Source organism: Sporofaciens sp. St.21A7 (genome assembly GCF_059728535.1).
The window spans coordinates 3,422,748-3,437,054 of record NZ_BAAGFN010000001.1 but is presented as its reverse complement, the minus strand read 5'-3'; the positions used below and the strand labels follow the sequence as shown (position 1 = coordinate 3,437,054).

Annotated in this window: 12 protein-coding genes and 1 other annotated feature; of the genes, 11 read left to right on the top strand and 1 reads right to left on the bottom strand. The window is 50.0% G+C overall.

What is annotated here, in order from left to right:
• The first annotated feature begins 70 nt into the window (after positions 1 to 70).
• The 11 genes from thyA to AC6I3O_RS16855 all read left to right on the top strand — a co-directional run bounded on the left by thyA (position 71) and on the right by AC6I3O_RS16855 (position 13,092).
• Positions 71 to 919, top strand: a complete 849-nt coding sequence (thyA, locus tag AC6I3O_RS16905) for a thymidylate synthase (protein WP_497851914.1) — start codon at positions 71 to 73, stop codon at positions 917 to 919.
• A gap of 43 nt (positions 920 to 962) precedes the next feature.
• A complete protein-coding gene (locus AC6I3O_RS16900) occupies positions 963 to 1,463 on the top strand; it encodes a dihydrofolate reductase (protein ID WP_497851913.1) in 501 nt (166 codons plus the stop codon).
• A gap of 3 nt (positions 1,464 to 1,466) precedes the next feature.
• Positions 1,467 to 2,675 carry a glycosyltransferase family 4 protein gene (locus AC6I3O_RS16895; protein WP_497851912.1) on the top strand — a complete coding sequence of 403 codons (1,209 nt, stop codon included), beginning with the start codon at positions 1,467 to 1,469 and terminating at the stop codon, positions 2,673 to 2,675.
• Between the two features lie 79 nt (positions 2,676 to 2,754).
• Positions 2,755 to 3,014, top strand: a binding site (T-box leader).
• A gap of 100 nt (positions 3,015 to 3,114) precedes the next feature.
• On the top strand, positions 3,115 to 4,836 hold the full coding sequence (gene ilvB / locus AC6I3O_RS16890; RefSeq protein WP_497851911.1) for a biosynthetic-type acetolactate synthase large subunit: 1,722 nt from the start codon (positions 3,115 to 3,117) through the stop codon (positions 4,834 to 4,836).
• Between the two features lie 88 nt (positions 4,837 to 4,924).
• Complete coding sequence (gene ilvN / locus AC6I3O_RS16885) at positions 4,925 to 5,431, top strand: acetolactate synthase small subunit (protein WP_497851910.1); 507 nt, start codon at positions 4,925 to 4,927, stop codon at positions 5,429 to 5,431.
• Positions 5,432 to 5,540: 109 nt separating this feature from the next.
• On the top strand, positions 5,541 to 6,566 hold the full coding sequence (locus AC6I3O_RS16880) for a branched-chain amino acid aminotransferase (RefSeq protein ID WP_497851909.1): 1,026 nt from the start codon (positions 5,541 to 5,543) through the stop codon (positions 6,564 to 6,566).
• Between the two features lie 40 nt (positions 6,567 to 6,606).
• On the top strand, positions 6,607 to 9,192 hold the full coding sequence (locus AC6I3O_RS16875; RefSeq protein ID WP_497851908.1) for an ATP-binding response regulator: 2,586 nt from the start codon (positions 6,607 to 6,609) through the stop codon (positions 9,190 to 9,192).
• Positions 9,192 to 10,505 carry an ABC transporter substrate-binding protein gene (locus AC6I3O_RS16870; protein ID WP_497851907.1) on the top strand — a complete coding sequence of 438 codons (1,314 nt, stop codon included), beginning with the start codon at positions 9,192 to 9,194 and terminating at the stop codon, positions 10,503 to 10,505. The genes AC6I3O_RS16875 and AC6I3O_RS16870 overlap by 1 nt, the downstream gene beginning before the upstream one ends.
• The gene (locus AC6I3O_RS16865) at positions 10,495 to 11,145 is read left to right on the top strand and encodes an O-methyltransferase (RefSeq protein ID WP_497851906.1); all 651 of its coding nucleotides are present in this window, start codon (positions 10,495 to 10,497) and stop codon (positions 11,143 to 11,145) included. Before AC6I3O_RS16870 ends, AC6I3O_RS16865 begins: the two co-directional genes overlap by 11 nt.
• A gap of 5 nt (positions 11,146 to 11,150) precedes the next feature.
• Positions 11,151 to 12,404, top strand: coding sequence for a peptidase U32 family protein (locus tag AC6I3O_RS16860; RefSeq protein ID WP_497851905.1), 1,254 nt, complete (start codon positions 11,151 to 11,153; stop codon positions 12,402 to 12,404).
• Between the two features lie 88 nt (positions 12,405 to 12,492).
• Positions 12,493 to 13,092, top strand: a complete 600-nt coding sequence (locus tag AC6I3O_RS16855; RefSeq protein ID WP_497851904.1) for a cytidylate kinase-like family protein — start codon at positions 12,493 to 12,495, stop codon at positions 13,090 to 13,092.
• A gap of 161 nt (positions 13,093 to 13,253) precedes the next feature.
• On the opposite strand, the gene AC6I3O_RS16850 is transcribed toward AC6I3O_RS16855, so the two are convergent.
• A complete protein-coding gene (locus AC6I3O_RS16850; RefSeq protein ID WP_497851903.1) occupies positions 13,254 to 14,111 on the bottom strand; it encodes a DUF2971 domain-containing protein in 858 nt (285 codons plus the stop codon).
• Positions 14,112 to 14,307 lie beyond the last annotated feature (196 nt).

Below are 14,307 nucleotides of genomic sequence, written 5' to 3'. Positions count from 1 at the left end.
AAATTGCACCGGTGCGCAGATTTGTGTTGATGTGCAGGACGGTCATCATTTTTTGGAGGTAAACCGATATATGAGTTATGCTGATAGAGTTTTCATTGATATGTGCAAGGATATACTGGAGAACGGCACGGATACCAGCGGGGAGAAGGTACGTCCCAGATGGGAGGACGGAAGCCTTGCATACACCGTCAAGCGTTTCGGGGTGGTGAACCGCTATGACCTGGAAAAAGAGTTCCCGGCGCTTACGCTCCGCCGTACGGCGATTAAGAGCTGTACGGACGAGCTGCTGTGGATCTGGCAGAGGAAGTCCAATAATATCCATGAACTGAACAGCCATATCTGGGACAGCTGGGCAGACGAGGATGGCTCCATCGGCAAGGCATACGGCTACCAGATGGGGGTGAAGCATGCGTATAGGGAGGGGATGTTCGACCAGATTGACAGGGTGATCTATGACCTGAAACATAACCCTTACAGCAGGCGGATCATGACGAATCTTTATGTCCATCAGGATTTGCATGAGATGAGGCTGTACCCTTGTGCATATAGTATGACGTTTAACGTGACAAAGAAGAAGGAAAGTGACCGGCTGGTATTGAACGGGATTTTGAACCAGCGTTCCCAGGATGTGCTGACGGCAAATAACTGGAATGTATGCCAGTATGCAGTATTGATGCATATGCTGGCGCAGGTATGCGGGATGGATACCGGGGAGCTGGTACATGTGATTGCGGATGCCCATATCTATGACCGGCATATTCCGTTAGTAGAGGAGCTGATTGGCAGGGAACCGCTGAAAGCGCCAGAGTTCTGGCTGAACCCGGAGATTCGGGATTTCTATGAATTTACGCCGGAGGATGTAAAACTGAACAATTATGAGACACATGAGCAGATCCGGAATATTCCGGTTGCCGTGTAGTGGATGGAACTATTATATATGGATGAAAAGGAGAGAGAAGAAGATGAAATTAATTGTTGCTGTTGACAAGAATTGGGCGATTGGGAAAGATAACAAGATCATGTGGAGCATTCCGGCGGATATGAAGTTTTTCCGCGAGACAACATTGGGAAATATTATTATTATGGGTAAGAAGACGCTGGAGAGTTTCCCCCAGGGAAAGCCACTGAAAGACCGGGTGAACATTGTGATTACTAGAGATCATGATTATCATGTGGAGGGAGCAATTGTCGTCCATAACATCGACGAGGCGCTGGTAGAGATCGGAAAGCATAAAGGGGAGGCTTATGTGGTCGGCGGCGAGAGCATTTACCGGGCGATGCTCCCCCTGTGCGACGAGGCTCTTGTTACCAAAATCAACCATGCTTATGACGCAGACTCCTATTTCCCGAACCTGGATGAGGACAGGGAGTGGATTATGACGAAAATCAGCGAAGAGCAGACGTGCTTTGATCTTGAGTACTATTTCACGGTGTATGAGCGGATGCCGGGAAAAGGGCTGTAAGCCATGAGGATACTGAGTATTACGGCGCAAAAACCCAACAGTACGGGCAGTGGGATTTATCTGACGGAGCTTGTGAAGGAGTATGGCTGCAAGGGACATGCACAGGCGGTTGTGGCTGGGGTGTACCGGGAGGATACCGTGGAGCTGCCGGAAGGCGTGAGGTTCTATCCTGTATATTTTGAGGAGGGGAAACTGCCTTTCCCGATTGTCGGGATGTCGGATGAGATGCCCTATCGGAGTACCCGGTATTGCGACATGACGCCAAAGATGACGGCGCAGTTTGAGGAGGCTTTTCTAGAGTCGATCACTCAGGCAGTCAGGGAGTTTGGACCGGATTTAATCCTGTGCCATCATCTGTACCTTTTGACCGCTGTTGTGAGGAAGCATTTCCCAGAGTATCGGGTCTATGGGTTCTGCCACAATACGGATTTGCGGCAGATGTGCAAGACGGATTTGGAGAGAGAATTTATCCGGGAGCAGATCCGTAAGCTCGACCGTATTTTTGTGCCACAAAAGGCCCAGCGTGAGGGCGTGCTTGCAGTCTATCAGGCAAAGCCGGAGAAGATCGAGGCGGTGGGGATGGGTTATAACAGCCAGATATTCCACGGCGGGGAAGAGAAAAAGGACGACGGCGTCACAAGGATTGTATTTGCAGGAAAGATTGCAGAGAAGAAGGGCGTAATGAGCCTGATCCGCAGCCTTTCTGTCTTGTATTCCCAAAAGGGCGCGTGCGTGCGTGATGAGCTTCTTGTACAACTTGCAGGGAGTGCAGGGAATCAGGAGGAATATGGGCAGATCCGGCAGATGGCGGAAGAATGCCCTTATGAAGTCCGCTTTCTGGGCAGGCTGTCCCAGCCGGAGCTTGCAAGGGTGTACCGTGAGGGCGATATTTTTGTGCTTCCATCCTTTTTCGACGGGCTGCCGCTTACGGTCATAGAGGCATTGGCGTGCCGGATGCGCGTGGTGATGTCGGATCTTCCGGGAATCCGGGAGTGGCTTCTTGCATCTGCGCCGGGAGGGGATGTCAGGTTTGTAGAGATGCCCCAGATGCAGAACACGGATGAGCCTGTACCGGAAACCCTACCGGCGTTCGAGGAGCGTCTGGCGGACGCGCTGCTTGCGAGTATCCGGACGAAGGAGCAAAAGGCTGCGGATGTGAGCAGGATTTCCTGGGAAGGGATAGCGGCGCAGGTACTTACGGAGTTTCCATAGACGAAAGAGGTTAAAAATATCCAGTTGACAACCATGGGACAGTCAACTATAATAGTGATAATTCATTAAAGTGAACGAGACAAATGCTACGACAAGGAGGAGTACGCAGATACCGGAAGCCAAGAGAGAAGATGGCGGGTGGGAATTCTTCGTGATGGATTTGCGGAAGTAGCCTTTGAGCAGTGAACCGAAAGGGCGTAATAGGGTGTCCAAGTAGACTTCAACGCAGTCCCAGCGTTACAGGGGAGCGGTATCGGAGAGGATTCCTGTATCGGCAGAGTGCAAAGAGAGTTCTCTTTGAATTTAGGTGGTAACACGGATGTAATATTCGCCCTAAGCGACAAGCTTAGGGTGTTTTTTTTCCATACAAAAGGGCACAGCCGTAGTACATGCCCTTAGTGCAGGCTTTTTAGTCAATGATGATACGGGAGGTATATTTATGAAGAAAATCAGCGGTAACAAGTTATTGGTAAAGGCGTTGAAGGAAGAAGGGGTAGACACATTGTTCGGCTATCCGGGCGCATGCACGATTGATATCAGTGACGAGCTGTATAAGCAGGATTATACGAAGGTTATCCTGCCGCGGCAGGAGGTAGCGTTGGTGCATGAGGCGGATGCTTATGCCAGAAGTACCGGGAAAGTGGGCGTGTGCCTTGTGACCAGCGGGCCGGGGGCGACGAATTTGGTGACCGGCCTTGCGACGGCGTACTATGACAGTGTTCCGCTGGTGTGTTTTACCGGCCAGGTGGCAAGGCACCTGATTGGGAATGACGCCTTCCAGGAGGTGGATATTGTGGGGATTACCCGCAGTATCACCAAGTACGGCGTCACGGTGCGCCGCAGGGAAGACCTGGGGCGGATTGTGAAGGAGGCTTTTTATATTGCCAGGTCCGGAAGGCCAGGGCCTGTGCTGATCGATCTTCCGAAAGACGTGATGGGGGAACTGGGAAGCGGGGACTATCCGGAGGAAGTGAATATCCGCGGGTACAGGCCTAATACGCAGGTACATATCGGGCAGCTCAAGAAGGCGATCAAGATGCTTGGCAAGGCGAAGCGCCCGCTGTTTCTTGCAGGGGGTGGGGTCAACATTTCACGCGCCAACCGGGAGTTCACAAAGCTTGTGGAACTTACCAATGTGCCTGTGGTAACGACGGTCATGGGAAGGGGCGCGATTGCTACGGATCACCCGCTGTATGTGGGGAATCTGGGGATGCACGGCGCCTATGCGTGCAACATGGCCGTGGGAGAATGTGACCTGCTGTTTTCCATCGGGACGCGGTTCAATGACCGTATTACGGGGAAGCTCCACTCATTTGCCCCCCATGCGCAGATTGTCCATATTGATATTGACACGGCTGCCATTTCTAAAAACGTGCAGGTGGATGTTCCGATCGTTGCGGATGCCAGGGAAGCAATCACACGGATGCTGGAGTATGTGACGGAGAGTGACACGAAGAAGTGGCTTGACGAGGTTAAGGAATGGAAATGCGAACACCCCATGCAGATGAAGAAGAAGCCGATTATGACGCCTCAGGACGTGATTGATACGATTAACCGTGTGTTTGATGAGGCAATCGTGGTGACGGACGTTGGGCAGCACCAGATGTTCACGGCGCAGTTCATTGAGCTGAATGCGAAGAAGCAGCTATTGATGTCCGGCGGGCTTGGGACCATGGGGTATGGGCTGCCGGGCGCTATCGGGGCGAAGATCGGGAATCCGGATGTGCCTGTGATTTCGATTTCCGGGGACGGAGGCATGCAGATGAATATTCAGGAGCTTGCCACGGCCGTATTGGAGGAACTGCCGATTATCAGCTGTATTTTCAACAATAATAATCTGGGCATGGTGCGCCAGTGGCAGAAATTATTCTACGGAAAACGTTATTCCATGACCTGCTTACGTTCCGGCGCGGCGTGCCGGGGCAGGTGCGGGGAAGTAGAATGTCCCACTTATACGCCTGATTTTGTCAGGCTGGCAGAGAGCTATGGGGCGAAAGGAATCCGGGTGACGAAGAGGGAAGAGATTGAGCCTGCTTTCCGTGAGGCGATGAAAAGTGAAAAGATCCCGTATATCATAGAGTTTGAGATTGACCCGGAGGATCTGGTCTACCCGATGATAAAGCCTGGCGGGACTCTGGAGGACATGATCCTGGACTGTTAGCGCAGAAGCTCTGTCCCGGAGGCGGGACAGACAGGACAAAGGGAGCAGATTTGGCGGTTGGCAGAATAAACAAAAAGGAGACAGGTATATGAACAGTATGAAGAAGCGGTGGATTTCCCTGTATGTGGAGAACCAGGTGGGCGTCCTTTCTAAGATTTCCGGGCTTTTTTCCGGGAAGTCTTACAATCTGGACAGCCTGACGGTGGGGACGACGGAAGACCCCACGGTTTCCAGGATGACGATTGCGACGGTCAGCGACGACGAGACGTTTGAGCAGATCAAGAAGCAGCTGAACCGGCTGGTGGAGGTCATTAAGGTCATTGATTTTACGGATGTGTTCGTCCGTATGAAAGAGATTCTGTATGTCAAAGTGCTAAGATGTACCCCGGAGGATAAGGTGGAGCTGTTCCAGATTGCGGAGACGTTCAAGGCGAAGGTCATCGATTATGGGAAGGACAGCCTGCTTTTGGAGTTCGTGCAGACGGCGACGAAGAATGACGCCGTAATCAAGCTGATGAAGGAAGAGTTCAAGATCATCGAGGTGGTCAGGGGCGGAAGCGTCGGGATTGAATCCATCAGTATGATGGAACGGTAATGTTCTGGTGTATCCTTGAATTTTGAGGCAAGGGGTATTATAATAGATTTTGATAACATTTTGATGAGACAGTAATAGAATAGTAGTGTAAGAACGGAGGACTCGAAAGATGGAGAAGAAGAATATTGACTGGTCAAACCTTGGATTTGGATATATTGAGACGGATCAGAGATACGTTTCCCATTATAAGAATGGGGCGTGGGATGAAGGCGGGCTGACCTCCGATGCGAATGTAGTCATCAATGAATGTGCATGTGTACTCCAATATGCGCAGACTTGTTTTGAAGGGTTAAAGGCTTATACGACCCAGGATGGGCATATCGTGATGTTCCGCCCGGATCTGAATGCAAAGCGCATGGCGGATACGGCGAAGCGGCTTGAGATGGCTGTGTTTCCGGAGGAGCGGTTCTTAGACGCCGTCCACAGGACTGTGGAGGCCAATGCGGCGTATGTTCCGCCCTATGGTTCCGGCGCGACGCTGTATGTGCGGCCTTATCTGTTCGGCTCTAATGCGGTCATTGGCGTAAAACCGGCGGAAGAGTACCAGTTCCGTGTGTTCACCACTCCGGTAGGGCCGTATTTTAAGGGCGGCGCGAAACCGATTACCATCCGGGTATGCGATTTTGACCGGGCTGCTCCCCATGGGACAGGGCATGTGAAGGCAGGGCTTAATTATGCCATGAGCCTCTATGCAATCGTAGACGCCCATAATCAGGGATATGATGAGAATATGTATCTGGATGCGGCTACCAGAACGAAGGTAGAGGAGACCGGAGGAGCCAATTTCCTGTTCGTGACGAAGGACGGCAAGGTGGTAACGCCTAAGTCAGATACGATTCTTCCGTCTATCACGAGACGTTCTTTGATGTATGTTGCCGAGAACTATCTTGGCCTTCAGGTGGAAGAGCGGGAGGTGCCGTTTGAAGAAGTAAAGGAATTTGCAGAATGCGGGCTGTGCGGAACGGCGGCAGTGATCTCTCCGGTAGGCAAAGTGGTAGACCATGGGAAAGAGATTTGTTTCCCCAGTGGAATGGATGCCATGGGACCGGTGACGAAGAAGCTGTATGATACGCTGACCGGAATTCAGATGGGACAGCTTGAAGCTCCAAAAGGATGGATTCATGTAGTCTGCTAATGTTAGATACCGGCTGGCAGATTGTTAGGTGAAATATTTTATGGGGAATAGAGAAATAAAAAGTGGGGCGCGCAGAAGGGCAGCCTTGTTGATTCCGTTTTTGATGATTTTTTGTATCCTGGGCGCCGTGGTGTATTCGGTCGCTCAGAGAATTTCGGAGGAGATGTCTCTGTCTGCGATTAATAACCTGGATGAAAGCCTGGATTTGATTGGAAATACGATAGAGACGATTCTGGGAATAGAGGCGGAGTTTCAGGTCTTGATTGCACAGGAGATGGCGGATTCAAAGAATCCGGAAGATTTTGTCCGTTCTTATGAACGGAACAGCACGATGATCAAGATATCTATTATACTTGCCGGAGAGACGGAAGGTATTTCAAACACGAAAGAGGTGTTCTCGGAGGAAGGGTTGGATTTTTCGGCGGGAAAGACGGTGGATGGCTTGCCGCTTTCCAGTTCTTATATCAATGATATGGGGACTTGGGCGTATACCATGAAATGTCCTATTGTCAGGGAGAATGACGAGATCGGAACGCTCTATATCGAGTATATCTATGATTCTTTTGACGAGGCGCTGCCGAATGATTTTTATCACAGTGAGGCAACACTCTATCTGATGGATGCTGCCAGCCGGAAATTTGTCATGAAGCCCAAGGGCATTGGCGAGAGGGATGCAGGGCATCTTAATCTGGAAGATTTTTACACTGCGAATAAGATTCGTGAGGAGGAGGTCAAGAAGACGGTAGATGAGCATATTACCGAAGGAAGTGATATGATGTTCTACCATAATATCCAGAATCAGGAATCTTTGATTTATATGTGGTCTGTGAATGACGGCGTGGTCTATCTTATTGGATACGTTCCTGTCCAGGCGATACAGCGGGAGGGCGACGCGGTGAACCAGAATATGTTCATCGTGGTCGCGGTGATGCTTGCAGCGTTTGTGGGATGCTGCCTGTTTTATCTATTTAATGAAAGGCAGCAGAGGAAGATGCAAAAGGAACGTGAGGAAGAGCGGGAGATGCATAACAGGCAGCTTACGGAGGCGCTGCAGACTGCGCAGGTTGCGAATAATTCCAAGACCACGTTCCTGTCGAATATGTCTCATGACATCAGGACTCCGATGAATGCGATTCTGGGGTTTGCGACACTTCTTGCCAAGGATGTGGATAATCCGGAGAAGGTGGAGGAATATACCAAGAAGATTACCGCCTCCGGACAGCATCTGTTAAGCCTGATTAATGATGTACTGGATATTTCAAAAATCGAGAGCGGGAAGGTTGCGCTTTCCCTGGGGGAGTTTGCGCTAAAAGACATGATTTCTTCGATTGACGCTATCATACGTCCGGCGGCGAAGGCAAAAGGGCAGAATTTTGACATTGCCGTGACGGGAATCAAGCATGAGCATTTAATCGGTGATGAGACGAGGCTGAACCAGATTTTGATTAACCTTCTCTCGAATGCGGTAAAATATACCCAGGAGGGTGGCAACATCTGTCTGCGTATCATTGGGCTTGCGCAGCATTCCAGCCAGTTTGAGCGTATCAGGATTGAGGTGGAGGATAACGGCTATGGGATGACGCCGGAATTCCTTGAGACGATTTTTGACGCGTTTACAAGGGCGGAGAACAGCACGACGAATAAGGTACAGGGAACCGGCCTTGGCATGGCGATTACAAAGAATATCGTGGAACTGATGGGCGGGATGATAGAGGTCTTTAGCGTAGTGGATATGGGAAGCCTGTTTACTGTGGATCTGGAGCTTCGCATACCGGAGACTGAGGAGGATGAGAAGTTCTGGGAACAGAAGGGCATTACGAGAATCCTTGTAGCAGATGATGAGCCGGATATCGGTGAGACGGTCCGGCTGCTGATGGAAGATACCGGCGTCCATGTTAATGTGGCACATGATGGGGAGGAGGCGCTGCGCATGGTGGCATGCGAAGGCGGGAACGACTATGATATGGTCCTCCTGGATTGGCGGATGCCGGGGATGGACGGGATTGAGACGGCAAGGCGGATGAAAGAGGCCTGCGCCAAAGATGTACCGATCCTCCTGATGACGGCCCATGACTGGGAGGAGCTTGAGGAAGATGCGTTGGAGGCCGGAATTGACGGTTTCCTTGCAAAACCGTTCTTTGTCGCGGTGTTCAAGGAGAAAATCCTTGAGATCATGGGAGAGCGTAACTTGGAGAGTCAGCATTTGGATTCCCTTTCGGAAGGCGGTTTTGGAGGAAGGCATTTCCTTGTGGCGGAGGATAATGAGATCAATGCGGAGATTATTGAGGAGCTTTTGGATATTGAGGAGGCGACCTGTGAGATCGTCGAAAACGGCGAGCGGGCAGTGGAGCGTTTTAGCAGCACAGAGCCGGGAACATATGACGCTATCCTGATGGATATCCAGATGCCTGTGATGAATGGTTATGAGGCGTCGCGGGCAATCCGGTCGCTCAAACGGGAGGATGCGAAGCTGATCCCTATTATTGCCATGACTGCCAATGCATTTGCGGAGGATGTTAAGGACGCTATGGATGCGGGTATGGATGCGCACATAGCGAAGCCTGTGGATATGGGTTTATTGAAGCAGACACTCAGCCTGTATCTTGCTATGAAAGAGAGGAAGTAATGAAGAAATGTTTTAAGAGAGCGTCGTCGGCGCTGCTTGCCGGAGCCTTGGTTATTGCCATGGCTGCATGCGGGGAGAAGAGGAATTCAACGGAAAACCTTGCCAAGAACGATCTGGAAGACGGTAAGTATATCGAGCTGTTCGTTCCTATGGAGCGGTCGAAGCCGGATGCAAAGAACGTCGCAAGGACGGCATTTGACAAGACGATTATTATGGCAGAGGAGAAACTGGACCTGAGAGTGGAGTACAATACTTATACGTCAGAGAACTATCAGGAAAAATCCTATGACGACGTAGGAATTGACCGGATCCGGAACCATATGGACGATCTGTATCTGCTGAATCCGGACGTCCTGCAGAAAACAGGCGAGGAAGGCTTGCTTGAAGATTTGTCCGGGCTTGAATGCGCCAGGAATCTGCGGGAGGTGGTAAAGACGGCGAATACGGTAGACGGGAAGCTGGTGGGGATTCCGCAAGAGGTCGTGGTCTATGGGCTGTTCGTGAATAAGGATATGTTTGATGAATATGGCCTGGAACTTCCGGATACGCCGGATGAGTTCCTTGAGTGCTGCAGGGTGTTCAAGGAAAATGGGATTGAGACGCCGGTGGGAGCGAACCGTTGGTGGCTTGAGACATTCGTGTTTGCACAGGCTTATGCGGATTTGTATAACGGAGGCGATGTTGAGGCAGAGATCGAGGCCCTGAACAGTGGGGAGCGTAAGTATAGTGAGTATATGCGGACCGGATTCGAGTACTTGAAGAAAATGATGGATTTAGGGTACATTGATGCCAAGACAGCGTATACCTATGAGGCGATTGAAGGGGAAGGCCCTGATTTTATGGCGCAGAAGACGCCGATTGTCATGGCGTATTGGGGCGCCGCCAATGCGGACACGGCTTACGGGAAACCGGATTTCAATCTGCGGGTCATCGGATTCCCCAGTGAACGGGGACAGATGCCCGTGATGTCCATGACCGGGATGTCGGTCTGTACCAAGGCGGAGCATAAGAAAGATGCGTTGGATGTGTTGGAGGTGATTCTGTCAGATGAAGCCCTTCAGGTGTATGCGGAGACGAACAAGGTAATTTCCCCGTCTAAGAATGTGGAGGTGGACTGTATCCCGGCGTTGAGGCCGATGAATGACCTGGTGAATGACGGGACGTACGTCCTTGCAAGCAATGCGGGCATGAAGGTGGAGCAGTGGGGGAATACCTGCCTGATCGTGCGCAAACTGATGGAAGGGGCTTCCGTGGATGCATGTATGGCAGAGTTTGACAGGTTACAGGAGGAAGCACTGAAAAATGATAATTGACGAAAGGATGATTACGTACATCCACTCTCTGGAAGGTCCTGAGAATCCTGTGATTGAACAAATTGAACAGGAGGCGTTAGATACGCACGTACCGATTATCCGCAAGGAGACGCAGAGTTTCCTCAAGGTAATCTTAATGATGAAACAGCCGTCCCGAATCCTGGAGATAGGGACGGCTATTGGTTTTTCTGCGATTTTGATGAGCGAGTATCTGCCAGAGGACGCACAGATTACGACGATTGAAAAGTATGAGAAGCGGATTCCGATTGCCCGGGAGAACTTCAGGCGTGCCGGGAGAGAAGGGCAGATCACCTTGATAGAGGGGGACGCCCTTGAAATCATGGGGACTCTTAGCGGGATGTATGATTTTATTTTTATGGACGCTGCCAAGGGGCAGTATATCCGCTATCTGCCGGATGCCGTGCGGCTGCTCTCGGACGGCGGCGTGCTGATGTCGGACAATGTGCTGCAGGACGGAGACGTGATTGAATCGCGGTTTGCCGTGGAGAGACGTAACCGTACGATTCATAGCCGGATGCGGGAGTATCTTTATGAATTGAAGCATCACGGACAGCTTATGACGTCTATCCTGCCCTTGGGGGATGGGATTGCGCTGAGTGTGAAGAAAAGGGGGATATAAGCAGAATGGGACGACAGGGAGATAAATATCTGGAGGGAAAACGCCCGGAATTATTAATTCCGGCAAGCAGCCTGGAGGTATTGAAGACGGCTGTGATATTTGGCGCAGATGCGGTATATATTGGCGGGGAAGCCTTTGGCCTGCGGGCGAAGGCGAAGAATTTTTCCAGAGAAGATATGAAGGCGGGGATTGTATTTGCACATGAGCATGGCGTGAGAGTACATGTGACTGTGAACATCCTTGCCCACAACGATGACCTTGACGGGGTGCGGGATTATCTGTATGAGTTGAAGGAGATGAAGCCGGACGCCCTGATTATTGCGGATCCGGCAATCTTCGATCTGGCCAGGGGAATCTGCCCGGAGATTGACCGGCATATCAGCACCCAGGCGAATAATACCAACTATGGAACTTATCGGTTTTGGTGGAGATTGGGGGCAAAGCGGGTGGTTTCTGCAAGGGAGCTGTCCCTGCGGGAGATAAAAGAAATCAGGGAGCGGATTCCGGAGGAGATGGAGATTGAGAGCTTTATTCACGGGGCAATGTGCATTTCCTATTCCGGAAGATGCCTGCTGAGTAACTATTTTACCGGAAGGGACGCCAATCAGGGGGCTTGTACCCATCCATGCCGGTGGAAGTATTCCATTGTGGAGGAGACCAGGCCGGGAGAATATATGCCGGTATATGAGAACGAGCGGGGGACGTTTATCTTTAATTCCAAGGATTTATGTATGATTGAGCATATTCCGGAGATGATTGACGCGGGGATTGACAGCTTCAAGATTGAGGGGCGTATGAAGACGGCGCTTTATGTCGCGACAGTGGCGCGGACATACCGGAAGGCGATTGATGATTATCTGGAAAGGCCAGGGAAGTACCAGGCGAATATGCCGTGGTACCTGGAGCAGATTTCAAACTGCACTTACCGGCAGTTCACCACAGGGTTCTATTTTGGGAAACCGGATGAGACAAGCCAGATTTATGATAATAATACTTATGTGAAGGAATACACGTATCTTGGGATTATTGGGGATGAGCGGGACGGCATGTACCGGATTGAGCAGAGGAATAAGTTCTCCGTAGGGGAAATGATTGAGATCATGAAGCCGGATGGCAGGAATATTGAGGTACGGGTACGGAGGATTGTGGATGAGGACGGGAATGAAAAGGAAAGCGCACCGCACCCGAAACAGGCGTTGTATGTGGATCTGGGGTGTGAGGCTGACCGGTATGATATCTTGAGGCGGGCGGAAGAATAGATTTCAGTACAGGTTTTAGTGTAGCAATTTTCAGAATATTTTGCTATAATAATAGTAGCAAAATATATGGCAGGAAGGAGTTTTTATTATGTCAAAACGGATCATCGCTATTAATCGAATGTTTGGAAGCAATGGTAGAAAGATAGGAAAGGTTTTGTCTGAGGAGTTGGGAATCCACTGCTATGACAAAGATTTGATACAGATTGCAAGCAAGGAACAGGGGCTGCCCTATGAGGAGCTTCTGAAAGTAGATGAGAAGCGGGCCAGCCAGTGGCGCTATCCGTTGGAGGAACCAGCGCAGATGGAATCCCAGTACCGCTTTTACCCGATGAACGACGTGCTTTTTCAGGCGCAGACGGATATTATCAAGTTTATTGCCAAGAGGGAAGAGTGTATCTTTATCGGGCGTTGTGCCGGCCAGATTTTGGGAGAAGACTGCCTGAAAGTTTTCATCCATGCTCCGTTTGAATATCGGGTGCAGGTAGCTGCCGAGCGTATGGAGATCTCAGAGAGGGATGCGCGTACATATGTAAAAAAAGCCGATAAGGAACGGCGAAGCTTTTATGAGTACTTCACAGATGAAAAGTGGATGGATATGAGTACCTATGATTTCTGTATCGACAGCAGCCGGTTTCCGGAGGCACAGATTGTTGAGATGTTGAAAGTGGCTTATGAGAGCATACCCTAAGGGGAGCTCGTGCTCCATGCCCCTGTCGGGGCGGGCGGACTATCGTCCGATAAGGTGTGCCCTTGAGTATACCTTATTGGACGGAGTCCACCCATCCGAAGGGTATGTATTACGGTGTGCCCTTGGGTATAGTAGTGGTTGGAAACAGAACCACTGAAATATTAGTATCTCAGCTTGATATTCGATAAAGACACATCCGCATCATATCCTTTGGCATGCAGCATATATTCCATCCCATTTTTTGCAAGGTCGATATGGTTTTGGGGTGCGACCATGATTTCCTCGATGGGAAGGTTCCGTGTACTTAGGGGAATCTCAATATAGGGAAGCATAAAACCATCTTTGGGACGAAAGTATACAGTCGTTTCTTTCTGCTTTTTGAAAATAAACCGATATTCCTGTTCTTCTGCAAACCCTTCATGTTTAAAGAACATTGCATAAACTTCTGCCGTTTTCTGGAATTTTCTGCACGCTTTCTGGTAGTTGCTGTCTTTTGGGTCACGGTTTGCAGCTTCTAAGATATCCTCGAGGGGCATCCGCAGTAGATTGGGAAGGGAAGTGCAGATAATTCTGCGGATTAACTGCTTCTGCTGCTTTGTATCGTAGACGACAAGCCCATGATAGGCAATCTCAGCGGCTTCTTCAATTCTTGCGATGATTTCGTTGCTCCGGAAACCGATGTTGTAGCCAGTCTTATTGCCGAACTCGGACCACATGGTAATGCTGTCCCTGCATTTTGAAAATGACAGAACAAAGTATTCCCGGTTCTTTTCTCTTCCGGCATAAATAGAATCTCTCAGAAACATTTCCCTCAATGCCGTCTTGGGGATAGTCTCCCGGCATACTTCTTCTATGATTCCCCGGATATGGGAAAATTCATTGGGGTCATTTAGAAAATCGCTCTTTGTCGCCCAGAAGCAGTTATGATTGATAATGCCGTTGATACCGTTGCTTTTGGTATAGTGATAGAGGATACTGCCTTTTTCTGCGTGTTCCAGTTTTACTTGTCTGCCGGACATGGTGCATCTCTCCTTTCTGATGGCTTCGTATCTGATTTTATCATAAATGGTTACGGGGAAAATAGCAATAGCGGAAAGATGATTGACAAGGAGGAACGGATCATTCATACTACAAGTATTACACGCGTAGTACGTAGTTTATAGAAGGTAATTAGAATTCGTAACGGAAAATCAGATGAATGCCGGGAAATGATAT